The organism is Companilactobacillus suantsaicola, assembly GCF_004745525.1.
Taxonomy (GTDB): domain Bacteria; phylum Bacillota; class Bacilli; order Lactobacillales; family Lactobacillaceae; genus Companilactobacillus; species Companilactobacillus suantsaicola.
In genome coordinates this window covers 12500-36918 of the sequence record NZ_RKLY01000015.1, presented here as the reverse complement: position 1 = coordinate 36918, position 24419 = coordinate 12500, and the positions used below count along the sequence as shown (strand labels likewise).

The 24419-nt window shown below is 35.9% G+C and carries 31 protein-coding genes; 10 read left to right on the top strand and 21 right to left on the bottom strand.

Going from position 1 to position 24419, the window contains the following annotated elements:
- Positions 1–14: 14 nt before the first annotated feature.
- Positions 15–1025, bottom strand: coding sequence for a PhoH family protein (locus tag EGT49_RS07010; RefSeq protein ID WP_135372864.1), 1011 nt, complete (start codon positions 1023–1025; stop codon positions 15–17).
- 69 nt (positions 1026–1094) lie between these two features.
- Entirely contained in the window at positions 1095–1277 is a 183-nt protein-coding gene (rpsU, locus tag EGT49_RS07005) for a 30S ribosomal protein S21 (RefSeq protein WP_010019742.1), read from the bottom strand.
- 122 nt (positions 1278–1399) lie between these two features.
- Here rpsU and EGT49_RS07000 point away from each other — a divergent pair, with 122 nt between their 5' ends.
- Positions 1400–2221 (top strand): pyruvate, water dikinase regulatory protein, encoded by an 822-nt coding sequence (locus tag EGT49_RS07000; RefSeq protein ID WP_135372862.1) that lies wholly within the window; start codon positions 1400–1402, stop codon positions 2219–2221.
- 126 nt (positions 2222–2347) lie between these two features.
- Here the strand turns inward: EGT49_RS07000 and EGT49_RS06995 are convergent, their stop codons facing one another.
- The 7 genes from EGT49_RS06995 to hisS form a co-directional block, all read right to left on the bottom strand.
- Positions 2348–2572, bottom strand: a complete 225-nt coding sequence (locus EGT49_RS06995) for a hypothetical protein (RefSeq protein ID WP_135372860.1) — start codon at positions 2570–2572, stop codon at positions 2348–2350.
- A gap of 10 nt (positions 2573–2582) precedes the next feature.
- Entirely contained in the window at positions 2583–3482 is a 900-nt protein-coding gene (locus EGT49_RS06990) for a deoxyribonuclease IV (RefSeq protein WP_135372858.1), read from the bottom strand.
- A gap of 74 nt (positions 3483–3556) precedes the next feature.
- On the bottom strand, positions 3557–4435 hold the full coding sequence (locus EGT49_RS06985; protein ID WP_135372856.1) for a YitT family protein: 879 nt from the start codon (positions 4433–4435) through the stop codon (positions 3557–3559).
- Between the two features lie 68 nt (positions 4436–4503).
- A complete protein-coding gene (gene msrA, locus EGT49_RS06980) occupies positions 4504–5022 on the bottom strand; it encodes a peptide-methionine (S)-S-oxide reductase MsrA (RefSeq protein ID WP_135372854.1) in 519 nt (172 codons plus the stop codon).
- Positions 5023–5463, bottom strand: coding sequence for a peptide-methionine (R)-S-oxide reductase MsrB (gene msrB / locus EGT49_RS06975; protein WP_135372852.1), 441 nt, complete (start codon positions 5461–5463; stop codon positions 5023–5025).
- Between the two features lie 290 nt (positions 5464–5753).
- Positions 5754–7523 carry an aspartate--tRNA ligase gene (gene aspS / locus EGT49_RS06970; RefSeq protein ID WP_135372850.1) on the bottom strand — a complete coding sequence of 590 codons (1770 nt, stop codon included), beginning with the start codon at positions 7521–7523 and terminating at the stop codon, positions 5754–5756.
- Positions 7524–7525: 2 nt separating this feature from the next.
- The gene (hisS, locus tag EGT49_RS06965; RefSeq protein ID WP_135372848.1) at positions 7526–8797 is read right to left on the bottom strand and encodes a histidine--tRNA ligase; all 1272 of its coding nucleotides are present in this window, start codon (positions 8795–8797) and stop codon (positions 7526–7528) included.
- Between the two features lie 312 nt (positions 8798–9109).
- On the opposite strand from hisS, the gene EGT49_RS06960 reads away from it, so the two are divergent.
- The 3 genes from EGT49_RS06960 to EGT49_RS06950 all read left to right on the top strand — a co-directional run bounded on the left by EGT49_RS06960 (position 9110) and on the right by EGT49_RS06950 (position 11390).
- A complete protein-coding gene (locus tag EGT49_RS06960; RefSeq protein WP_246013812.1) occupies positions 9110–10411 on the top strand; it encodes an N-acetylmuramoyl-L-alanine amidase family protein in 1302 nt (433 codons plus the stop codon).
- 84 nt (positions 10412–10495) lie between these two features.
- Positions 10496–11014, top strand: coding sequence for a histidine phosphatase family protein (locus tag EGT49_RS06955; protein ID WP_135372846.1), 519 nt, complete (start codon positions 10496–10498; stop codon positions 11012–11014).
- A 64-nt stretch (positions 11015–11078) separates the two neighbouring features.
- Positions 11079–11390, top strand: a complete 312-nt coding sequence (locus EGT49_RS06950; RefSeq protein ID WP_135372844.1) for a hypothetical protein — start codon at positions 11079–11081, stop codon at positions 11388–11390.
- A 98-nt stretch (positions 11391–11488) separates the two neighbouring features.
- On the opposite strand, the gene EGT49_RS06945 is transcribed toward EGT49_RS06950, so the two are convergent.
- From EGT49_RS06945 to EGT49_RS12465, 9 genes are all read right to left on the bottom strand, one after another.
- On the bottom strand, positions 11489–11863 hold the full coding sequence (locus EGT49_RS06945) for a hypothetical protein (RefSeq protein WP_135372842.1): 375 nt from the start codon (positions 11861–11863) through the stop codon (positions 11489–11491).
- A 19-nt stretch (positions 11864–11882) separates the two neighbouring features.
- Positions 11883–12506, bottom strand: coding sequence for an HAD hydrolase-like protein (locus tag EGT49_RS06940; RefSeq protein WP_135372839.1), 624 nt, complete (start codon positions 12504–12506; stop codon positions 11883–11885).
- A gap of 2 nt (positions 12507–12508) precedes the next feature.
- Entirely contained in the window at positions 12509–12946 is a 438-nt protein-coding gene (gene dtd / locus EGT49_RS06935) for a D-aminoacyl-tRNA deacylase (protein WP_135372837.1), read from the bottom strand.
- 4 nt (positions 12947–12950) lie between these two features.
- The gene (locus tag EGT49_RS06930) at positions 12951–15179 is read right to left on the bottom strand and encodes a RelA/SpoT family protein (RefSeq protein WP_135372835.1); all 2229 of its coding nucleotides are present in this window, start codon (positions 15177–15179) and stop codon (positions 12951–12953) included.
- A gap of 88 nt (positions 15180–15267) precedes the next feature.
- The gene (locus EGT49_RS06925; RefSeq protein ID WP_135372833.1) at positions 15268–15609 is read right to left on the bottom strand and encodes a hypothetical protein; all 342 of its coding nucleotides are present in this window, start codon (positions 15607–15609) and stop codon (positions 15268–15270) included.
- An 11-nt stretch (positions 15610–15620) separates the two neighbouring features.
- Positions 15621–16370 (bottom strand): RsmE family RNA methyltransferase, encoded by a 750-nt coding sequence (locus EGT49_RS06920; protein ID WP_135372831.1) that lies wholly within the window; start codon positions 16368–16370, stop codon positions 15621–15623.
- Positions 16351–17268: a 50S ribosomal protein L11 methyltransferase gene (gene prmA / locus EGT49_RS06915; protein ID WP_135372829.1), complete on the bottom strand. Its 918-nt coding sequence runs from the start codon at positions 17266–17268 to the stop codon at positions 16351–16353. The genes EGT49_RS06920 and prmA overlap by 20 nt, the downstream gene beginning before the upstream one ends.
- 63 nt (positions 17269–17331) lie before the next feature.
- Positions 17332–17733, bottom strand: a complete 402-nt coding sequence (locus EGT49_RS06910; RefSeq protein ID WP_135372827.1) for a hypothetical protein — start codon at positions 17731–17733, stop codon at positions 17332–17334.
- 329 nt (positions 17734–18062) lie between these two features.
- Positions 18063–18236 (bottom strand): hypothetical protein, encoded by a 174-nt coding sequence (locus EGT49_RS12465; protein ID WP_167849780.1) that lies wholly within the window; start codon positions 18234–18236, stop codon positions 18063–18065.
- Between the two features lie 109 nt (positions 18237–18345).
- On the opposite strand from EGT49_RS12465, the gene EGT49_RS06905 reads away from it, so the two are divergent.
- Positions 18346–18852 carry an aminoacyl-tRNA deacylase gene (locus EGT49_RS06905; protein WP_135372825.1) on the top strand — a complete coding sequence of 169 codons (507 nt, stop codon included), beginning with the start codon at positions 18346–18348 and terminating at the stop codon, positions 18850–18852.
- A gap of 44 nt (positions 18853–18896) precedes the next feature.
- On the opposite strand, the gene EGT49_RS12715 is transcribed toward EGT49_RS06905, so the two are convergent.
- Positions 18897–19028: a hypothetical protein gene (locus tag EGT49_RS12715; protein ID WP_281275455.1), complete on the bottom strand. Its 132-nt coding sequence runs from the start codon at positions 19026–19028 to the stop codon at positions 18897–18899.
- Between the two features lie 153 nt (positions 19029–19181).
- Between EGT49_RS12715 and EGT49_RS06900 the strand changes: the two genes are divergently transcribed.
- The gene (locus tag EGT49_RS06900) at positions 19182–19370 is read left to right on the top strand and encodes a hypothetical protein (protein ID WP_135372823.1); all 189 of its coding nucleotides are present in this window, start codon (positions 19182–19184) and stop codon (positions 19368–19370) included.
- A 36-nt stretch (positions 19371–19406) separates the two neighbouring features.
- On the opposite strand, the gene EGT49_RS12460 is transcribed toward EGT49_RS06900, so the two are convergent.
- Entirely contained in the window at positions 19407–19580 is a 174-nt protein-coding gene (locus EGT49_RS12460) for a hypothetical protein (protein ID WP_167849779.1), read from the bottom strand.
- Positions 19581–19677: 97 nt separating this feature from the next.
- Here EGT49_RS12460 and EGT49_RS06895 point away from each other — a divergent pair, with 97 nt between their 5' ends.
- Complete coding sequence (locus EGT49_RS06895; protein ID WP_135372821.1) at positions 19678–20901, top strand: M20/M25/M40 family metallo-hydrolase; 1224 nt, start codon at positions 19678–19680, stop codon at positions 20899–20901.
- A gap of 114 nt (positions 20902–21015) precedes the next feature.
- Here the strand turns inward: EGT49_RS06895 and EGT49_RS06890 are convergent, their stop codons facing one another.
- A complete protein-coding gene (locus EGT49_RS06890) occupies positions 21016–21609 on the bottom strand; it encodes a TetR/AcrR family transcriptional regulator (RefSeq protein ID WP_135372820.1) in 594 nt (197 codons plus the stop codon).
- 90 nt (positions 21610–21699) lie between these two features.
- Between EGT49_RS06890 and EGT49_RS06885 the strand changes: the two genes are divergently transcribed.
- The 3 genes from EGT49_RS06885 (at position 21700) to EGT49_RS06875 (ending at position 24389) form a co-directional block, all read left to right on the top strand.
- Positions 21700–22860, top strand: coding sequence for an alpha/beta hydrolase family protein (locus tag EGT49_RS06885; RefSeq protein ID WP_135372818.1), 1161 nt, complete (start codon positions 21700–21702; stop codon positions 22858–22860).
- Positions 22861–22872: 12 nt separating this feature from the next.
- The gene (locus EGT49_RS06880) at positions 22873–23517 is read left to right on the top strand and encodes an NAD(P)-dependent oxidoreductase (RefSeq protein ID WP_135372816.1); all 645 of its coding nucleotides are present in this window, start codon (positions 22873–22875) and stop codon (positions 23515–23517) included.
- 338 nt (positions 23518–23855) lie between these two features.
- Complete coding sequence (locus EGT49_RS06875) at positions 23856–24389, top strand: GNAT family N-acetyltransferase (RefSeq protein ID WP_135372814.1); 534 nt, start codon at positions 23856–23858, stop codon at positions 24387–24389.
- Positions 24390–24419 lie beyond the last annotated feature (30 nt).

The following is a 24419-nucleotide window of genomic DNA, read 5'->3' as shown; positions in this document are numbered from 1 at the left end:
ATAATTCCCCAATATTATTTTTCTTTTTTATCTGATTCATCATAAGCATCAATAATCTCCGCAACAACCGGATGTCTAACAACATCAGCTGAAGAGAAGTTAACGAATTCAATGTGTGGTAAATGTTGTAAAACTGACTGGGCCTGAATCAAACCACTACGAGTATGTCCAGGAAGATCGATCTGTGAAATATCACCATTTACGATCATCTTGGAATCAAAGCCAAGTCTAGTTAAGAACATTTTCATCTGTTCACGCGTCGTATTTTGTGCTTCATCTAAGATAACGAAAGCCTCATCTAAAGTTCTACCACGCATGTAAGCTAGTGGAGCGACTTCGATTACCCCACGTTCTAATAATCTACCAGTATGATCTGATCCTAAAATGGCATACAAAGCATCATAAATCGGTCTCATGTACGGATCGACCTTTTCCTTTAAATCACCCGGCAAAAATCCTAAGCTCTCTCCGGCTTCGACAGCAGGTCTAGTAAGGATGATACGTTGGACTTTACCTTGTTTCAAAGCGGCAACTGCCATTACAACTGCTAAATAAGTTTTACCAGTACCAGCTGGCCCAATTCCAAAGGTAATATCATTATGATTGATAGCATTAACGTATTGTCTTTGTCCAAAATTACGAACCCGAACTGGTTTACCACTGAAATCTTTGATCAATTCATCTTTGTACAAATCACCAAAGTAATCCAAAGTACCTTGTTCATCCATCTTCAAACCACTGACAATATCTGCGGCGCCTAAAATCACCCCACTGTTAGCCAATTCAATGAATTTTTTCAAAAGCTTCAATGTATGATCAACATTTTCTTCTTCACCAGTTACATCTAGGTGGTCACCAAACGCATTGATCTCGACATTGAGACCTTCCTCAATTAAGTGTAGATTACCATCATTAACTCCAAAAAGGTTGATAGCTTTTTGAGGATTCTTAATTAGAATGCTTTTTTTACTTTGTTCAACTTTTTCTGTCAATAAAACCCAACCTCCAGTTATTACTTGAATCATAGCACAAAGACGAATTCTTTGGATAAAAAAAAGGTTAAAACATAAAATGTTTTAACCTTAGAGAAACGATTAACGACGTTTCTTATTGCGTTTACGAGCAGCCTCAGATTTTAACTTTCTCTTGACACTTGGCTTTTCGTAAAACTCACGTTTACGGTATTCTTGTAGAGTACCACTCTTTGAAACAGAACGTTTGAATCGACGAAGAGCATCATCAAGCGACTCGTTTTCACGAACGACGGTTTTTGCCATATGATAATCCCTCCTTCCGATTTGTAACGTAACTGTCTATTGCTCTTGCAGTTCATATGTTATTATAACAAAAAGAAGATAATGTTCAAATATTTTTTTAAATTTTTTTGGAGGAATTTATTATGAAACAAAAATTGGACGTTTTTGTATTATCAGATGGAGTCGGCGAAACAGCTCTGAGAGTTGCTAAAGCAGCCTTTATTCAATTTCCGGAGATGGACACTACTTACACTAAGTACCCATTTATAAAAAATGATATTCAGCTAAAAAATATTTTACACATGGCTAAAGATCAACATGCTGTGGTGTTACACACAATTGTTTCCGAAGAAACTTGCGAAGTTATCAATCAATACTGTCAAAATAACGGTATCGTCTATTATGATATTTTAAATCCTATTATTGGGACATTTGCACAAATGATCAAACAAAAACCTATTCGTAAAAAAGGTTTGATGCATGAACTAGATAAAGATTACTTCGATATGATCTCGGCAATGGAATTTACCGTCAGCAACGACGATGGTCAAAATCCTAAAGGTTTCTTAGAAGCTGATCTAGTTCTACTAGGAATCTCCAGAACCTCGAAAACACCTCTATCGCTTTATCTCGCCAATAAAAACATCAAGGTGGCTAATTTACCCCTCAGTCCAGTAACCGGCATCCCTGACGAATTATGGGAAGTTGACAAGAAAAAAATTATTGGTTTAACCAATGACATGAATGTTTTAAGAAAAATTCGTAGTCAAAGAATGATTGCTTACGGTTTAAGTGCTAATACAACTTATTCTGGTGAAGATGAGATTCAAAAAGAATTAGATTATTCAAATGAACTTTATGAAAAGCTTGGTTGTCCAGTTATTAACGTGGCAGACAGATCAATTGAAGAGACCGCCGCAATTATCATGGAAAAATTAAATTTCAACGATTATCGCCAAGGATAGAGAGTGAAACAAGCCGCTTCAATTAGGGAGTGGAACATAAAAAGCTTTCGAGCATTAAAACAAATAGCACCAGGTAATTGAACGATTATTCTGGGCTATTTTTTTGTGAAAAAATTATATTTAGTTTTAATCAGTATCAATTTCAAATTGCATCAATTTTGACTTAATAAATTTCCATACTTGCGGATCTTTAGTATTAATTGAACTTGGAAAATACTTCTGGAGATCTTCTTGAATAAAATGTTCATTTAAACGAAACCATTCATCCTCATCTACCGAATTTTTAAAAGTATTTAAATAGAATGGATCATCGATTTGCAATAAAGTATTCAAAATTAATTCTTTATCCATAGGACACCACCTAGTTATTGTTAATTAGTTTTTCTTTCATTTCAGGATCAAATTTATTAGCCAAAAGCATCTCAATTTCCGGCTTAAATGGAGCAATCCCCTTTTTGTCATTTTCATCTTTTTTAACATATGGCGTTTCCATAATTTTAGGAACGTTTTCTAGTTGTGGGTGATGTGCAACATAGCTTAATGCGTCAAATCCAATTGTTCCAAAACCAATGTCTTCGTGACGATCTTTATGGGAGCCACGTTCATTCTTAGAATCGTTTAAATGAATTACGGATAATTTATCCAAGCCAATAATGTGATCAAATTCATTCAAGACACCATCGAAATCATTTTTGACATCATAACCAGCATCACTCATATGGCAAGTATCCATTGTGACGGACAACTTATCGTTTTGAGCGCAGTTATCAAAAATCTGGGCAATTTGTTCGAAACTTGTTCCTACTTCTGTTCCCTTGCCTGCCATCGTTTCAATCGCAATTGAAACTTTTTGATTAGGATCGATGATTTCATTCAAAGCTTGACCGATTTGCTTTAAGGCGACATCTGGCCCTTGCTTCAAATGAGCGCCTGGATGAAAACTTAACGCTTGAATTCCTAAAGCATCACAACGTTTGATTTCTCCACGCATAAAATCGATACCAAATTCCAATTTATCAGGTTTTAAAGTGTTTCCTAAGTTAATGATATAAGGTGCATGACCAATGATATTCTTGATGCCATACATTTCTAACAGGCGCTTGCCTTCAGGTATGTTCATTTCTGAAACATCCTTTCGACGTGTATTTTGAGGAGCTCCTGTAAAAATCATCATCGCATTAGCACCGTAACTGTGTGCTTCTTTAGCAGATCCTGCCAACATCTTTGGGGCTTTCATTGCCACGTGTGAACCAATTATCATCAAAATTCCTCCATCAATTAAAATCACATAAAGTATAGCATACAAAAAAACGAAGCCCGTAGACTTCGCTTTTTTTAATATATGTGAGCTTGGTAGAACCTACCCATGACTTTGACAGTATCGGTGACACTAACAAAGGCATGCGGATCAGAAATTGTCATCGCCGTTTCTAGATCATGCAATTCTGAACGAGAAATAACTGTAAACAGAATTGTCTTTTCTTCGTGCTTATATGCACCTTCGACGTCATGAACGATGGTAATACCACGTCTCATTTCATTTTGAATTTGTGTAATAACATTTTTTGGTTTAGAAGTAACGATCATCACTTGAAGTTTTTGATCTTTATTATAAATCATATCAATTACTTGTCCGTTAATAAAAATACTAACAGCACTGTACAAAGCGTGAACCCATCCAAAAAGAAAACCAGCACAGGCAACGATGAAAATATTAAACATAATATTGATCGTACCAACACTTTTACCAGTCTTCTTACGTAAGATGATTCCAAGAATATCAATTCCACCAGTTGAAATACCGTTTCTTAGGGCCATTCCGGTACCAAAACCATTAGCTACCGCACCAAAAATAGCGCAAACTAATGGGTCAGCGGTAATTTTAATTGGTGGCAAGATATGCATCATCATACTGGCTAAAGCTACCGCAATCACTGTAAAAATAGTAAACTTGTGATCAATTTTTCGCCAAGCCAAGACAAATAATGGTGCATTTAACGCAAAATACATAACCGCTGTCGACAAGTTAAATGGCAACCATCGATGTGAAATTGTTGAAATCAACTGGGCTGCACCGGTTACACCAGAACCATAAATCCCGCCCGGTGTCCAAAACATGTTAACCGCAATTGATACAGCAATTGAATATAAAAACGCTACTGAAACTTTGGATAAGTATTGATGTCTTTCGATCAGCTTATCTATTTCACCCATACTATAAGTTCTCCTAATTGTTCTTAAGTTACCTAAACAATATTAGCACAAATGAAAAATATTTCAGATTATTTAAGATGTTTTTTAATAAATTCTCCACGGCCGCCACTTTCTTCTAATTCAAAGCGTTCAGGATTCTTTTTGTAGAAGTCCTGGTGGTAGTCTTCGGCATCGTAAAATGGCTTAGCTGGAAGAATTTGGGTAACGATTGGTTCATCGTATTCGCCAGAATTAGCTAAATCTTTTTTCGATTGTTCAGCGATACTTTTTTGTTGTTCGTCGGCGTAATAAATAACAGGACGATAACTATCGCCACGATCTTGGAATTGGCCGGTGGCATCAGTTGGATCTGCGACCATCCAATAGATTTCAACTAATTGTTTATAAGAGATCACATCAGCATCATAAGTAATCTTAACTGCTTCGGTGTGTCCTGTGGTACCAGTGCATACTTGTTCGTAAGTAGGATTTTCTACGTGTCCGCCAGTGTAACCAGAGACAACAGAGATAATTCCCGGTTGCTTATCAAATGGACTAACCATGCACCAGAAACAACCACCAGCAAAAATTGCAGTTTCTTTTTTCATTTATTCAGCGTCTCCCTCTTCAACGTATTTCTTGTAGTCTGAGTATCCATCAGCATCCATCTCTTCATAAGGAATGAATTTCAAAGCTGCTGAATTGATACAATATCTCAAACCGCCTAATTCCTTAGGACCATCATTGAAGACGTGTCCCAAATGTGAATTGGCATCCTCACTTCTAACTTCAGTTCTTTCACGACTTAAACGAGTATCGCGACTTTCCTTAAGCTTGGCAATTGGTTCGCTAAATGAAGGCCAACCACAACCAGCATCAAATTTCTTTGCTGAAGAAAATAGTGGCTCACCACTAGCAATATCAACATAGATACCTTTCTTGTAAAAGTTATCATATTTGCCAGAAAATGGACGTTCCGTGTCAGCCTCTTGGGTAACGCTACGTTGTATATCTGAAAGTCCCTCTAGATTTTTCTTGTACTCTGCCATAAAAATCACTCCTTCTCAATAACTACAAGTACAGTATAAACACCAGAAAAATTAAATCTATCAATATGCTCACAAGCATACTGCCACAATTAAATCATTTGTTCAATTGTGCACAATTTAAAGATTTTTCTAATATTGTTCTAAGTTTACAACAATAAACTTTGAAAATGCAATAATCGATAAAATCTTTTTCTTAAATTTGTTTTTGTTAAGTATGCCGTCCTCCATCCACCACCCAAACTACAGAAAAAAATGCAGACCCTTTCGGATCTGCATTTATCAGTTAGTTATTAGTCTTTTTTACTTACTTCAATACCTAAGTCATCCAATTGTTGTTTTGCAACGTCAAGTGGAGCATGTGTCATTGGTTCAGTAGCATTTGAGTTCTTAGGGAATGCAATCACGTCACGAATATTGTCTTTGCCTGATAATAACATTGCAAATCTATCCAATCCGATAGCCAAACCACCATGTGGAGGACAACCGTATTGCAAAGCATCTAGTAGGAAGCCAAATTGTTCGTAAGCTTTTTCTTTTGTGAAATTCAAAGCTTTAAGCATCTTCTCTTGAATCTTGTAATCATGGATACGAATTGATCCACCACCAAGTTCATAACCGTTCAAGACGATATCATAACTTTGAGCATAAGCTTTATGAGGATCTTCGCCATCATTTAGATAGTGAACATCTTCTTCATTTGGCATTGTGAATGGATGATGAGCAGCAGTCCATCTTTGGATACCTTCGTCATACTCGAACAATGGCCAGTTAACAACCCAGATAAAGGCAAATTCATTTGGATCATACAAGTGTTGTTCCTTCGCAATAGCATTTCTCAAATAACCTAAAGCGTCAGCAACAACTTTTTTATTGTCGGCAACAAATAGTACTAAGTCGTTGTTTTCAAGGCCTAGACGCTCAACCAAAGCGTCCTTGTGATCCTTGATAAATTTCGAAACGCCACCAGTCATATCGTTATCATTGAACTTGAACCAAGCAAGACCTTTAGCACCAAAGCGCTTGATGTATTCTTGATAAGCTTCAATATTCTTACGTGAATACTTGTCAGCCGCATCTTTAACAACAATAGCTTTAACTTGGCCACCGTTGTCGATAGTATTCTTGAAGACTTTAAATTCAGTATCTTTCAAGACATCATTCAAGTTTTGTAGTTCCATACCGAAACGAACATCAGGTTTATCTGAACCGTAGCGATCCATAGCGTCATCCCAATCAATTCTTGGGAATGGTGTCTTAACCTCAATACCCTTCTCATCCTTCATAACACGAGCAATTAAGCCTTCAGTAACAGTTTGGATTTCTTCTTTACTCATGAAACTAGTTTCAAGATCGATTTGGGTAAATTCTGGTTGGCGGTCACCACGAAGATCCTCATCACGGAAGCAATGTGCAAGTTGGAAGTAACGATCGAATCCACCGACCATTAATAGTTGCTTGAACAATTGTGGTGATTGTGGCAAGGCATAGAAACGTCCTGGATAAACACGTGAAGGAACCAAATAATCACGGGCACCTTCTGGTGTTGATGGTGTAAGGTTTGGTGTTTCAATGTCAATAAAGCCATTTTCATAAAGATATTCGTTTACAGAATGCTTGATTTGAGCACGAGTTCTAATGGCCTTTTGCATTTCTGGTCTACGAAGATCAAGATAGCGATACTTTAATTTTGTTTCTTCAGAAGAATCGATATCATCTTTGATTTCAAATGGTGGTGTCAATGATTTGTTCAAAATCTCAACTTTTTCAACAACAACTTCAACTTTACCAGTTGTCATATCGTCATTAGTGGCACCTTCACCACGAAGTCTAACAGTACCAATGGCATTAATTACGTATTCAGATCTTAATGTTTCTGCTACTTCAAGTACTTCTTTGTGATCAGTATTAAATACTAATTGAACAATTCCTTTGTAATCTCTTAGATCAACGAAAACTAAGCCACCTAAGTCACGGCGTCTTTGAACCCATCCGTCTAGTGAAACTTTTTGTCCAACGTATTTTTCAGTAATATTGCCACAATAGTCTGTTCTTTCTTCCATCTTTATCCCTCGATCTTTTTCAATTCTTCAGCTAAATTCTTCAATGATACACTGACTTGTTCGCCAGTTGCCATATTCTTAACGCTGGCTGTATCATTTTCCAATTCAGTATCGCCAATAGTTACCGTGTATTTAGCATTTAAATTATTGGCAGTCTTGAACTGGGCTTTGATTTTTCTTTGTAAGTAGTCTTTATCGGCGGAGAAACCAGCCAAGCGTAATTCGGATAAAATTTTTACCGAAGCACGTTCTGCTTTGTCACCGATAGTAACTAAGTACACATCTAAGTTTGATGTTGCTGGAACATTTTTATCATCGATCAACAACATCAAGCGCTCTACTCCTAATCCAAAACCGATACCAGGAGTTTCAGGGCCACCCAATTCTTCAACCAAACCGTTGTATCTACCACCAGCTAGGACAGTAATTTCTTTATTATCAAAAGCTGGATCCGTTACCATAAATTCAAAAATAGTATGGTTGTAATAATCTAATCCACGAACCATAGTTGAATCAACTTCATAATTGATACCTAAGTCTTCTAGTAAACTCTTCAAGTATTCAAAACGTTGGCTAGAAGCTTCGTTTAGATAATCCAAAATTGATGGTGCATTGGCAACGATTTTCTTATCATTGTCATCTTTACTATCAAGAATTCTTAAAGGATTCTTTTCTAGTCGAACTTTGGAATCTTCGCTCAATTGATCTTTAAACGGTGTAAAGTAATCAACCAAAGCTTGATGATAAGCTGCACGTGATTCTGGATCACCCAAAGTATTCAAGGCAACTTTCAAATTTTTAATTCCTAAACGATGCAAGAATTCCAAACCTACTGAAATAATTTCAGCATCTAATTCTGGGGAATCGGAACCAAAAGCTTCCACACCAATTTGATGGAATTGACGTTGACGACCAGATTGTGGACGTTCATATCTAAACATTGGTCCTTTGTACCAAACTTTATAAGGTTTGATATGATCGGGGCCATATAATTTATTTTCCACATAAGCTCTTACAACTCCGGCTGTTCCTTCCGGTCTTAAAGCAATGTGGCGATCTCCTTTATCGTGAAAATCGTACATTTCTTTTGAAACAATATCTGAAGTATCTCCAGATGATCTTTCAAAAACATCGTAAGATTCAAACATTGGAGTTCTAATCTCAGAAAAACGGTACTTATTAAAAGTATCTTGAGCGACTGATTCAACGTATTGCCATTTTTCAGATTCACCCGGCAAAATGTCCATCGTCCCCTTAGGTTTTTGATAACGCATATATTCCTCCTTAATAAAAAACACCCTTGTCCAATTCAGACAAGGGTGCTTTTTGCACGGTACCACCTAGTATTTTTGCTGCAGTTAACGCCTGCCAAACGATAAATAGTCACGTGCTCAATTGTTGTCTGCTCTCAGCTACCAGATTCTCTGTAAAACAATTATTGGTTCTTTAATATATTTGTAGATTAGTCGAAAACGGCTATAAAGTCAAGTTTTTGTAAAAAAATGTGATTGTTGCTTTCAAGTTGTCACTTTTTTCAGTAAGATATACGTATATAGTACGCATCTATTACCATAGAGGGATCTGGTATGATGGAAAAAATAAAAAAATTCTTCATTAAAAATCGGATTCTTGTTGCTATTGTGTTTTTACTCATATTGTCCAGCTTTTCAACGGTCGCCTTAGCTAGTGCTAATCAAGTCGTCGTTGAATCAGAATCAGTCAATGTTAGAGTTGGTCCCGGATTAGCATACAGTAATATGGGACAAGTTAAAAAAGGCGATAAATTAGCCATTTTAGCTGAAAAAAACAAATGGTATCAAGTTAGATTATCCGGAGATAAAATTGGCTGGATCGCCAGCTGGTTGATCAACAATACTGAGGTAAGTTCAGCAACCAATAAAGTTGGAATCGTAAAAGTTCCTAATACGACTGTGTTTAAGACGGCTGATGCCAATGGCAACGTCTTAGGTACGATTCAACAATCACAAAAAGTTACAATTATTTATCAAGAACAAGATTGGACGCAGATTCTTTATAATGGAACTGCCGGTTGGGTCAGATCTAGTTTCATTCAAGGAACTCAACAAACATCCGGTTCAACTAATACCTCCAATACTGATAATGATATTAAATCAGTCACTGTGACTCAACCAAATACTAAAATCAGAATTGAACCAAACGCTAATGGTCGAATTGTCAAAACTGCTAAAGTTGGTAAACGTTTTGATTACCTCGGAAAAGATGGCAAATGGTATAAAGTCCGTGACAGTGATGGTTCTATCGGCTATGTTGCTAGTTGGGTCGTAACTATTTCTGGTACTAAGAGTGCTGTTAAATCTGCTGCAACCAATATTTCTGAAGCAACGATTGTAATTGATCCAGGTCACGGTGGCGATGATTCTGGGGCTGAGTCTAAGAGTAATACTTACGAAAAGAACTTCACACTCAAGTTCGCCAAAGCCATCAAGGATCAGCTTGAAAAAACTGGTGCTCGCGTAGTTCTAACTCGTTCTGGCGACAGTAGTAAGACGCTTGGTCAAAGAGCTAGATTGTCTAGTCGTATCCAAGCAGATGCCTTTATCAGTCTACACTTTGACTCTAGTGCTCAGGATAATGTGGGTTCAGGAGTAACTACTTACTACTACAACAAGAACAAAGATGGACAATTAGCTGATGATTTGAACTCACAACTAAAGAATCTTTCCATCGGTAGTCGTGGCACCGCTCAAAAAGATCTTTATGTCTTGCATTACAATAGCCAACCTTCAGTTCTACTTGAACTGGGCTATATCAATTCATCAAGTGATTATAAATACATCAATTCAACTTCTTATCGGAATGAAGTTGCTAAAGATGTTACAAATGGTCTTAAAGAATACTTTAAGTAGGAAAATCGGGAAACTATCAGGCTTCCCGATTTTTTTGTGTTCTATCTGATATAGTAAAAGTAAAACAAATAAAGGCGGTTGATCATGAAAGTTTATCTAATTAGGCATTCTGAACCAGACTTTTCACAAGTCGATGCTGCAGGTTATAAAGGCTTGGCAAGAGATTTAACTAGATTGACTCCAGAAGGGATCAAAATAGCTGATAAAGCTGCGCAAAGTCCAATTTTTCAAGAGGTCCAAATGATATTAGTCTCCCCTTACACACGAACTATGCAAACGGCACATGAATTTCTCAAATATCACCAAATCCCCAGTCAAGTTGAACTATTACTTCATGAATGGCGTCCTGATAAAGCGAATAGATCTGATGCAACAAAAGAAGAACTGGACACCGCTTATCAAGATTTTCTTAATGGTACTCACAATTCAGTCCTCGATTTTGAAACTGGCGATGAAGTTATAGCTCGAGTTAAATCTGTATTAGACCGCTACAAAAATAAATATGATTGCATTGCTTGTGTTACTCATGGTGGCGTGATATCCCAATTCACAGGCGAACGAACGATACCTTTTTGCGGAATATATGAAATTGATTATGAGTAATTGGTTTAATATTCAATTAACTTTGTTATAATATTTCTAATGATTTTTTTAAGGGAGTTAAATTATGAATAGACTCAAAAATATTTTTCCAAAGAAAACTGTTGCTGAATTATATGATGAAGATGGCAATTTACCGAAACTTTTTCGAGCTTATGGCAATCGTCAAATCTTCGAAGTGGTCGTTGGCTTAGCAACTTTGATGATGCGTGGGCTTGGGCTCATTTTCTTGGTAGGTTCTTTGCTTGATTTATATTTTTTCTCCTACACTTTCAAAGTTCGAAACATGAAAACTGGTAGTACTTATTTGATGGACAAACCAGAATGGAAAAAATATCATAAGATTTATAAAGAACAAGTTCAAAAAAACAAAAACTAAAAAATCCGCCCTAATGAAAAATCATTAGGGCGGATTTTTTAGTTCAATCTTTCATAACTTAATTCTAAGTTTAAACTCTAGCTAAATATCAGAAAAGACTAGTCTTTAGTGATCAATTCCTTCAAAGTATTTCTAATTTCTGCTAACTCATCCTTTTTTAACTCATCAGCAGTTTGAATATTGTGCAATAACTCAGACATTTGTTTTCTTTGTTCATCATTATCGCCTAACGTATAACCATTGTGACGTAAGAAAAAGTCTAATGTAATCAAAGCTGTTTCAAGATTGTACTTTTCAAAAATATCATCCCGAATAATCGTACAAATCAGATGGGTTGCATACCAATATAAATCATCAAATTGATTTAAGAATTCAATGTTGCTGCGAAGTCTTTTTTCGCTAAAAATAATTTCTTCGCCAGATTCTATTTCCAAGTGAATCGCAACGATTTGATCGTAAGTTAATTTTTCCAAACAGGTTTCCTCATATTCGTTAAAGTAAATTTTTAATTTCTAATAAGTCACTAATTTTATTATCATAATCAAAATCAACTTTTGAATCATTCAATAAAATCGTGTGGGCACCAACACTTCGACCAAAATCGACATCGATTTGCCGATCGCCAATCACCCATAAATCTTCAGCTTTTAAATCATATTTTGTCATCAGATAGTTCAACATATCTGGATCTGGTTTACGTTTATAGCCATCCTCAACGCTGACAACTTCTTTAAAATAGTGTTCGACTCCGAGGTTCTTAACTAAATCAAAAATAGAATTATCGCGGTGTGTCACGACAAATTGAATAAAGTGCTTTTCATCACAGTATTCCAAAGCATCTAAAACGTGAGGAATCAGTGTGATTTTATCATGATACTGACTCTCAACATGATGATACGTTTTGTAAAATACCTTTACGGCAGCATCAACGTCGTCTTGATCTTGTAACAATTGTGTGACGTATTTTCTAACTGATGTTTTTTTTGATTCTTTAAAGATAGTGTCCTTTGATAGACTAATGCCAAAATTTTCCCGAAGTGATTCCTGTGTTGCTGCGACTATTCCGGGATAACTATTAGCAATGGTATCATCAAAGTCCCAAACAATACTTTTCATTATTATCGCTCCATTAAAATAGTTACTGGTCCATCATTTGTAAGTGACACTTGCATGTCTGCTCCAAATTCACCAGTTTCAACATTTAAATCAAAGGCACGCAAGGCCTCATTGAATTGATCATACTTTTTACTCGAAGACTTAAAGTCCCCGGCTCCAGTAAAGCTTGGTCGATTCCCATGCTTGGTATCAGCATAGAGTGTAAACTGAGAAATCGATAAAATGCTACCTTGCACATCTTTAATTGACAAGTTCATTTTATCATCAGAATCAGAAAATATCCTCATATTAGCAATCTTGCGCGCCATATAATTAATAGTTTCTTCGTTATCTTCATCTGCAAAAGCTACTAGCAAACAAAATCCTTGATCAATTTGACCAAGGATTTTTTGATCGACAGTGACTTTAGCTTGTGAAACTCGTTGAATAACAACTTTCATAAAATTACGCTACCGTCCTCTTTATTTCATAGACATTTGGGATATTCTTCAATTTTGAAATAATACTATCCAAATGCTCCTTATTATTTACCCCGATACTTACATGCACAATTGCCATCTTTTCTTTATCCAAGCGTCCAATGACATTATTCAAAGTGTTGGTATTGGAATTAATTACTTGCAATATTTCGTTGATCAGACCGTTACGATTAAAAGCGTAAATGTCAAGTTCTGCTGAGTAACGCTTCTCTTTTGTCACATTATCCCAACTGACATCAATAAAACGTCGTCTAGCTTCTTCACTTTGAACATTTGGACAGTCCGCACGATGAATTGTTAGCCCTCGACCTTTAGTGATATAACCGACAATTTTATCTCCCGGAATTGGACTACAACATTTGGCTAAACGAATTAATAAATTATCAATTCCTTGAACAGAAATACTATTGTTGGCATTGTTACGCTCTTTTTGCAGTTTAGGGCTGTCAGTTTGAGGTTGTTTAGGCTGTTCCTCATTAGTAATAACTGATTCTTCAAGTTCCTTCTTCTCAGCTTCCTTCTTCTTTTCAGGATCTTCATTAAGCAACTTGTGAACCACGTTGATTGGTGACAGCTCTCCATAACCAACCGCATTGAATAATTCATCTGGATCAGTGTAATTAAAGACTTTCATTGCCAATTCCAAATGCTTCTTGTCCAAATACTTCTTACTGGAAAGTGAACGATTCTTTAATTCTTCTTCAATCTGTTCACGTCCAATTTCAATGTTCTCTTCACGGTCTTTAGTTCTAAAGTAACGTTTAATTTTGTTGCGGGCTCGCGAAGTAAAGACGACGTTGACCCAGTCACGGCTTGGTTCCGAATTAGAGTTCGTCAACATCTCGACGATGTCACCATTTTTCAATTGATAGTTAAGTGGCACCATTCTGCCATTGATCTTAGCTCCAACTGAGTGATTACCCACTTCGGTATGAACTTGATAAGCAAAATCCAAAGTTACCGCACCTTTTGGCAATTCAATTACTTCGCCTTCTGGAGTAAAGACATAGACGCGATCATTGAAAATTTCACCTTTGACTGACTTCATAAAGTCAGATGCATTACTAGAATTTTCCTGCAACTCAAGAATTTCCCGGAAAACATCAATTTTTTGTTCATCTTCATCAAGGTGAACTCCTTCAAAGTTTCCTTCTTTATAAGCCCAGTGAGCCGCAACACCATATTCAGCAACCTGGTGCATGGCAAACGTTCTGATCTGCACTTCAAGTGGTTGTCCACCAGGTCCAATAATCGTCGTATGGAGTGATTGATAGCCGTTAGCTTTAGGAACCGCAATATAATCCTTGAAACGGCCCGGAATTGGCTTCCACTTTGAGTGAATCGAACCTAAAACTGCATAACAATCCTTAACTGATTCAACCACAATTCGGATCGCCAGCAAGTCATATAACTCGGAAAATTGTTTATGCTTGTCACGCATCTTTTTATAGATGGAATAAATGTGTTTCGGACGTCCATAAATATCATATTTGATGTGCAAAGCGTCAACGTTTTTCTTAATGTAATCAATCGCTTCAGCGATATAAGCTTCACGCTGATCACGTTTGCTGTTCATCAAGTGAACGATGCGATAATACTGCTGTGGATTGATGTAATGCAAAGACAGATCTTCTAGTTCCCATTTGATCTTACTGATACCTAAACGATCAGCTAAAGGAGCATAAATTTCCAAAGTTTCAGTAGCGATACGACGTTGCTTGTCAGGACGTAAAGCTTTTAGTGTCCGCATATTGTGCAACCGATCAGCCAATTTGACCATAATAACTCGCAAGTCTTTAGCGGTTGCTAGAAGCATCTTACGATGATTCTCGGCTAAAAGTTCTTGATGAGAGTGATATTTATACTTGCTGATTTTAGTCACGCCGTCCACGATAGTAGCAACCTGATCACCAAATAACTCTTTCACATCCCCCAGAGTAATGTTGGTATCCTCGACTACATCATGTAAATAACCAGCGGCAACTGTATACGGATCCATATTCAAAGAAGCCAAAATTTGTGCAACTTGAGTTGGGTGAATAATGTACGGCTCACCTGTGGCACGTTTTTGTTCCTTATGAACATAGGCCGCGAACTGGTAAGCTTTATTAACAAATTCCACGTGATCGTCGTTCATATATCCACGACAAATATCTAACACTTCTTCAGGAGTATAATCCTTATTTTTCTTCATTCAATTCACCCCGTTACAATAAAAAGCACTCAATGAGTGCTTTTTAATTTTATCTATTATTATAGATTGCTTTATCGCAAAATTACAATTAATTTTCTTTATCTTCAAATAAGAAATAAATCAAAATACTGAGTATGAGATAAATTCCTGATAAAAAGTAACCGTATCGTCCATATTTGATGAAGACACTGATCACAAAGATAACTGGAAAAATAACTAAATTGAAAAATGATAACTGATACTTTCTTGTGAACCAACCGATAAAGGCAGCAAACAAAATATTTATAACAAAGAAGAGCCAAATAATTCGATTTGTTCTCCCTAGATGAAAGAGATTAAAGAGAATTGGCATGATAAATACCAAAATAATTGAGATTAAAGCAATATAAGTTGTTTTTGACTTTTCTACTGCATTCCAAATTTTTTTCACGTTCTATTTCCTCATTTTACTGTTAGTTCATACTTATATGATAGCACTGATAGAAAGTACATGGGGGCTGTTTCTGCTCGCATGATCCTAGGTCCTAATCCGACCGATAAGAAACCATTATCATTTAAAAAGTCGACTTCGTCAGGAGCAAAACCACCTTCTGGACCAAAGGTACATAGAATTGATTCCGGATTTTGGTTCAAAGCCTGAGCCAAAAGTGAGATTTCACCTTGTTTAGCCGATTCTTCATAGGCGACTAAATTAGTAGCTGCTTTAATATTGATCAAATCAGTTAATTTATTCAAATAAATAACCTCAGGTATTACTCGACGTTTTGACTGTTGAGCCGCATTTTTAGCTATTTCTTGTAAACGAACCAATTTCTTTTCGACAACATTTTTCTTCCAATGCATGATGGCATATTTAGAATCAAAAAAGACGATCCGTTTTGCTCCCAGTTCAGTTGCCTTTTGGGTGATCCACTCAACCTTATCTTTTTTAGATAATGAACAAGCGACCGTCACACCAAGTGGCAATTCAGTCGTTGCCCGAGTTTGTTTTTTGACTTCAACTAAAAAGGTCTTTTCGTCACTATCAATTTCCTTAATTGTCGCCATAAACAAACTTTGAGTCTTATCAACTAAGAAGATCTCATCACCAATTTTATGTCGTAATACTTTAATTATATGTTGATAATTTTCTGTGTCAGTTATTTTGAATTCATTTGAATCAATTTTTTCTTTAACGAAGTATTGCTCCATCTTCTGCCTCGAATTCTTCTTTTCTTCTACAAATTAACGTTGACCACCCTTTTAAATGGAAAGCTTCCAAAACTATGAAGCCAATTTCTGCCATTTTTTGCGTGATCAAAGCTTCTTTTTCATTAATAATACCAGATAAGACGACAAAACCGTTGGCATTCAAATGAGAATCGATTTGAGGAATAAATTGTAAAATCACATCGGCCAAAATGTTGGCAACAATCACGTCAACTTTTCCGTTCACGCCATCTAATAATGAGTTTTCAAAAACCTCAATATCCTCACAACCGGGATTCAATTGCAGATTCTCCTTAGCAGCTTTAACTGCAACTGGATCTAAATCAAAGGCTTGAATATCCTTAACGCCAAGTTGTCGAGCTTGAATTGACAGGATTCCTGAACCCGTTCCCACATCGTAGAGTGATTGGGCATCGCCAAGGATCATCTCTAAAGCTTGCATACAAGAAAAGGTTGTCGGATGTGTTCCAGTACCAAAGGACTTGCCGGGATCCATCACGATAGTGTGCTCATCAGGGTTTTGTGGCTGGTAGTCAACCCAATTAGGGACAACGGTTAAGTAACGGCTAATTTTGACAGGATGATAGTACTTCTCCCATTCATTTTGCCAAGCGCTGTCATCTAAGTCACTGACAGAAACCTCAACTCCAGTGATGTTAAAGCCAAATTGGGGCAATTCGTTGATAGCTTGTTGCAGATCATTTAAAATCTTTTCATCATAATCTTTTGGGTCAAAGTAAGAGTTGATCTTCGTTTTGACACTGTTATTTTCATCATCGACCATTTCCGTCCCATTAGCACCAACGCGCATTAGAACATCAGAAATAATCTCTGGGTCGAAATCGTTAGGAATTTCAACCGTAATTTTTTTCCAAATCATACTAGTTCCTCCATTGTATTAAGATTACTAAAATTTAACGACAAAAAAAAGACGTTTAGCCAGTTAATTTGCTAAACGTCCGATAGATTTCATAAATTTTTCTTCACTAGCGTGAATTTTCTTCTTGGCTGCTTCTAAGCGTCGATGATCAACCAAGTTATTGTCGATATCCAAGCAGTCCAACGCACTAATGATGCTGACAAAATAATTATTCAAAGCCTCGGCTAGAAAACTTTTTTCAAGATGATATTTGACGACATAGGAATTACACAATTTGATAAACTGGTGCACATTAATCATGTAATTCTCAACCAAACGAGAGTAAGTTTCATAACGCAACGCTTCTCCTCGTTCAATCACCTTAATCGTTTTAAAGTATTCCGTAAAAACCTCACGATAAGTCAAAAATCGATCCAACAAAATATTCGTCTCAATCAAGTTATATCTCTCTACACTTACTCCCATAATTAACACCTCATTTCGTTTTTTATATAATATCATATGTTTTATATTATGAAAAGTATTAGTTTTATTTTATAATGATATTTGTATACTTGTTACCATACTTCTTTATATTGGCTAGTTTAAAATTGCCGTCCTCCGGACTAGATCCCAGTTTTATTTTTTTATCTGCTTACCGTAAAAATGGGAAAAACAAGAAGTCACTACTAATTTATTACATAATAAAAAATTACCTATTCAAATAACTCCCATAATACAAAAACAGTATCAATCCTAAAAATTCATTTGAATTAGGATAGATACTGTTTTTTTCGGTTCTTCTTTAATTTATTTTATTTCGCTTCGGGATTATTTTTCCCATCAACTACTTTTTTTCGTAAAGATTCGTTATTCTTAAATAATTTTTGAGCCTCAGATAATTTTTTAGGACTATTCTTGATTTCTGAAGAAATTTTACTAAAATCATTCTCGGCAGGATCTTCTTGATGTTTTTTAAAAAAACTCATATTACTCGCTCCTTATCCTGTGGTAACTATTATTATATTACTTTATAAAAATAGTGGCTTTGTTATTATATACTAAGTAAGAGTTAAGTTTTAGGAATTGGTGACGAAAATGAGTAAAAAAAAGAAAATTCAAAAAACATTAGTCGAGAAAATCCTCGATAAACAAAAGGTTACATACGTTCCGATGACGTTTGAAACTGAATCTGATGGTGATACTCAGGAATTAGTAACAGACAAATCGACTCGTGATGGCTATAAAATTTATAAGACACTAGTCTTAACTGGGAATAAAACTGGCCCATTAGTTGGTATGTTGCCACTGGATAAGCACCTCAGCTACAAAAAATTGGCCAAAATTTCTGGTAATAAAAAAGTCGGAATGGTGCCATTAAAAGATTTAGTGAAAACTAGTGGTTTCGAACACGGTGCAAACAGTCCTGTCGGAATCCATTCACTGCACAACTATCCAATCTACTTCTCAAAAGAAGCCGATGAAGCGAAAAAAATTATTGTCTCAGCTGGAAAAATTGGGCAATCACTCTTGGTTGAACCACATGACTTGGCAAAATCCGTTAACGCTAAATTTGGAGATTTTGCGGTCGACAATCCAGAATAAAAAAAAGAGCCGAGAATTTTCTCGACTCAGTTTGTAATAATATTTTAAGCAGCTTTATTCTTCAAATTAGCGATAGCTTTTTCAATGGTTGTACCGTTACCAAAGCGATTGCTATCATTAATATCAACTGCTGTGAATAATTGATCCTTAAGATCTAAAAGAATTCTATATTTCATATTATTCACTCCTCCTTTGTGTTCCGAATACTTAGAGGGTAGCGATTGTAGGTTATACTACATGGTTTGATTTCCAAAGTCAACTAAAATGTTTATCTTGACTTTACTATTAGAATGAATAAAAATTATCTTACAATTAAAAAGGAGAATTCAATGAACAAAGACAATAACATTTGGAAATATGTTTTGGGCTTCTTTATCGCTTTAATCTTGTTTTCAATTTTTATACATGTAATTTTGCCACTAGTTGTCATAGCAGCAATCGTCGGCTTAATTTATTACTTATATAAGAAGCATCAAAAAGGTAAATATACTCCTGAGGGACGTAAAAAAGTTAATTAACGCAAAGAGGACAAATCAAATTGATTTGTCCCCTTTTTATTTTTGTACCTTATCGACGTCAGCTGTGGCAGCAATCAACAATAAGACTGCTCCTGCGACAGCTGCGGAAATCACATTAGCGGTAGTGAACCACTTAAAGATAAAACCTAAAAGTGCTAAGACTAATAGTACAATTCCTAAAAACATGTCGATTTTCATCAATAATTTCATTAAATACATCCCTTTTGTTATTATTTTCTATTAAAGAATACTAAAATAGTAAGTGAGACTTATTAATAACATTATACATTATCTTGGAGGATTAAAAATGGACAAAGCACAAAGACTCAGTATTCTAGATGATTTGATCAAGCTAGAAACTGTCAATGGTCGCGAGGAAATCGTTGCAAACTACTTAAAAGATTTGTTTGAAAAAAATGGTATCGAAGTTGAATTGACTAAATACGCTGACAATCGTTACAACTTAATCGCCACAATTAAAAATAACGATGGTAAAATTCTTGGCTTCACTGGTCACCAGGATGTTGTCGCTACAGTTGACGACAGTAAATGGAATTATGGACCATTCAATCCTAAACATATCGACGGAAAAATTTTTGGCCGTGGATCATCTGATATGAAGAGTGGTTTAGCCGGACTAGCCATCGCCTTTATTGAATTAAATGAAGATCCTAACTTTACCGGCAACCTTAAGTTCATTGCTACAGTTGGTGAAGAAATTGGCGAATTAGGTGCACAACAACTTGCAAAAGCGGGCGTCGCAAATGATTTGAACGCTCTAGTTGTTGGTGAACCAAGTAATTCATCATCACGTTTAGTTTTGGAACAATTAGTTAACAATGGCTTGATTGAAACGAATGGTAAAAAAGCCGAGTCAAGACTTGCCGCCTTTTGTGCTCACAAGGGTTCAGTTACTTATAAAGTGGTTTCACGTGGTAAAGCAGCTCACAGTTCAATGCCCGAAGCTGGAATCAACGCCCTTGATAATTTGATAACTTATTACAATGCCCAAAAAGATTACTTCCAACAACTAGTTTCCGTTGAAGATGATATTTTAGGTACTACTAAGCCATCAGTTACCATCATGAATGCTGGTGAACAAGAGAACACTATCCCTGATTATGCTGAATTGACAGCTAAAATTAGAACTATTCCTGAATATAACAATGACAAGATCATTGAAGAATTAAAGGCTTTGATCGATAAATTGAATGCTGAAAATCCAAGAATGAATCTAGAATTCAAACTCGACAGCAGCAACTGGCCCGTTAAGACTGATATCGACTCAGACTTCATGCAACTAGTGCGTGATAGCTATAAAGAAGTTCTCGGTACCAATATTTTGACCGTCGGAGCACCTGGTGGAACTGATGCATCACAATTTGTCCGTGCTAATCAAGACCTAGACGTCGTAGTTGCCGGACCTGGAAATGAAAGTGCCCACCAAATCAACGAATTTGTCTTCGAAGACGATTATCTACAATACATCGAAATTTATAAGACTTTGGCTAAGAAATACTTTGCAAAATAGATAGGATAAGAAGAAGCATCAATCAGTAAAGGTAAAACAGACTGATTGATGCTTTTTGATTGCCAATCTAAACATTCTAAAATTGATGAACATATACATCTTTTTGGAAAGAAATCAAAATTCCAATCGCTTAACACCTTCTACTTCATTAGTCCTGACGGCAAAGAAAAAGTTTGCCATATCTTTAGCCTTATATTGGCGATGATTTGTCCAAAACTTGATTATTCCGACTAATCCGGAGATTTCATAATAAGACAGTATCTCTTGATTTACGCCCAAATTATTAATACCTAAAACTGGATGAGAAAGCTTTTCCCTTTTCAACAAGAAATTTAAAAGTTTATTTGTGAATCTGGAATCGCCATTATCATTCATTAATACTTCTAAAATATCCAAGTTTTCTTCAAAAATTTCTAAAAATCCCGCTAAAACTGATCTAGCATCCTGATAATCTTCAGAAGACTTTTTTAACTGCTCTATCATTTCCCTATGTGGTGCCTCTGCCGCTTGAAAAAAATCACTTTCAATTCTTTCCAAAATATCCCATTTATCATCAAAATGACGGTAAAGTGTGACTCGATTTAGCCCAGCATTATCCGCAATTTGATTCATCGTAATATTATTAAATTCGTATGATTGCATTAAAGTTAATATCGTATCCATAATACGTTTTTCAGTCTTATCATTCTTTTTAGTATATTTGTTCAAAATGCAACACTCCGTATAATTTTGTAGTTAAATTATAACTCATTTCCTAATAAAATTGGTTACAACAATTAGTTACGAGGAGAATAATAAATGACAACTGAAATAAAACATTGGTCAAATTATAAATATAGTGAAAATATGCTACAAGATGCACTTATCAAACATGTAATGGATCTAATGCCTTACAAAATGAGCGATGAGGGTGAAGTTTTAGAAGTAACAATGAATTTAATCGAAAATGATGAAAATAGCTGGATCAATAATTGGAGTTTAATGGCTGAAAGATTACAAAAAAGAGCTGAAGATTTCGAAGGTCAAGACAAACTAGTCAGTGCTGCCAGCAGTTATCTTCGAGCTTCGACTTATTGGCGTGTCTCTCTGATGTATTTTAAAGATACAAATGATATCCGTATGAAAAAGTTTTCCAAAAATAGTCAAGTATGTTTCGACAAAGCTCTTCAATATGGAGCTTATCCCGGTAAAGCAATTCAAATACCTTATGAAAACACGACTTTACCCGGGCATTTTTATCGATCTACTACAGCCACTAAAAATGCTCCCTTGCTAATAGTTGTTCCTGGTCGAGATACTTGGGCTGACGATACTATGTGGGTGATTGATGGTGCCTTGAAGAGAGGTATCAATGCTTTAACTTTCGATGGTCCTGGTCAAGGAATGGCTCTTAGATTACAAAATCTAAAATTTCGTCCCGATTTCGAAAACGTTTTGACACCTGTAATTGATTTTGCCAAAAAAATTGATGGTATTGACTCTAGTCGAATTAGTGCGATGGGTATGAGTTTTGGTGGATTCTTAGTACCACGTGCAGCTGCTTTTGATAACCGATTAAAAGTAATTATTTCCGATCCTGGAAATATGAATTGGGGAAATATGATTGCTCAAAGACTTAAAATTGCTTTAAAAATGTCTGATCAAGTACGCCCAAGTATGATTGATTTCACATTGAAAGATTACGAATGGAAACACAATGCTGATGACAATACGATTATCGATGAACTGAAAAAATATGATAATACTGCCATCGTCAATCAAATCAAGTCTAAAACATTGGTTCTTGATGGGTCCGCTGAGGTAACTCATGGTGCGGCTCAAAAATTTTATGATGCGTTACAATGTCCAAAAGATTACTTATTGTTTGATGATGAATCTACGGCTCAACAACACACACAAATGGGTGGATACTTGACTGGTACTGTATATATCATGAACTGGATTGAAGACAACCTTTAAGGAGTTGATCAAATGCGTTTAATGCTTATCGGTGCTACTGGTAGAACTGGGAAAGATTTATTATCTTTAGCACTTCAAAATAACAATGAAGTTGTGGCTTACGTTCGCAATCCTCAAAAGTTAGCCAAGGCTCCAAACTTAACTATTATTAAAGGACAATTAGATGACTATCATGCTTTAGCAAAAGCTATAAAAGGATGTGACGCCGTACTAGTTACTCTTGGAAATTCAGTAACTAACAGTAGTGCTAACCTCTTCTCATTTGCAATACCCAATATCATCAAGGCCATGCATTTAGCTAACGTTAAACGAATAATAAATCTCTCTGCCCTAGGAGTTGGTACAACTTACCAAAATACTCGTTTTCCATATCGTCTTGGTGCAAAAACTTTTCTCAAAGGAAATTTTCACGACCACTATTTAGGGGAATCACAACTCAAATATTCAAATCTAAAATGGACAACGATTCATCCTGGACCATTATTCAACAATGAAAGAACCCCTAATCCGACTGTCAGATTTGCTAAATCTAATGTTAAAATGCCAGGTGCTCCCCGAACCAACCGAATGGACGTTGCTCAATTAATGCTCAATATTGTCAATAACCCTACAACATTTGGACAACAATTACTAATCTGTTCAAAACAGGATAACTAAAAGAAGCCTATGACTACCTATCAAAGGATATGGATCATAGGCTTTTTTCATTTCTTTATCTTTTTACTTAACAAAATCAAAATTGCAATCATCAATATCGTAATAAGAAAGAATTCCATGCCAAAATTAAAAGCAACCGGGATAGATATTACGGTTACACAAGCTATAAGGAAAAATAAAACCAACAGTATCATTCTTTTTTGCATAAGAGTACTTCCTCCCCTTCACATTGTTAATTATTACACAATATTAAAGAAGCACAAACTTATTTAATCCTTTTCTAATTTAATAAAAGAAAAGTGCTAAAATTTAATTATCTATTTTTACGGAGGATTATGATGAGTTCAATTTACATCAAAAAAGCACAAAATTCAGATTTAACTGAAATCATGAACATTATTGATCAAGCAAAGGCAATGTTGAAAGCCGACGGCAGTCCTCAATGGCAAGGTGGATACCCCGATATTGCCACCTTAAAAAATGACATTATGGCTCAACAATGTTGGGTTTTGATGGTCGATCAAAAAGTTGCCGGCACAGCTACTCTGATTGTCGCCGATGACCCTAACTACCACGAAATCTTTAATGGCGATTGGGAAAACAAGACTGATCCTTACGCCACAATTCATCGCATCGCTATTAATCCCAATTATTCAGGGCAACATCTTGGAAAAATCTTTGTCTCAAATTTGCTCAGCCAATCGATTCAAAACGGGATTCACAATTTCCGAATTGACACTCACCAACTAAATAAACGAATGCAGCATCTAGCTACCGGTTCTGGTTACGTTCATCGCGGTAAAATTTATGTTGACGAACCAGCTGAGAACCATGAAGATAATGCCCGTTTAGCGTTTGAATTAAATCTTTAAAAGAAAAAAGTATTGTGTTAACTGGAATCC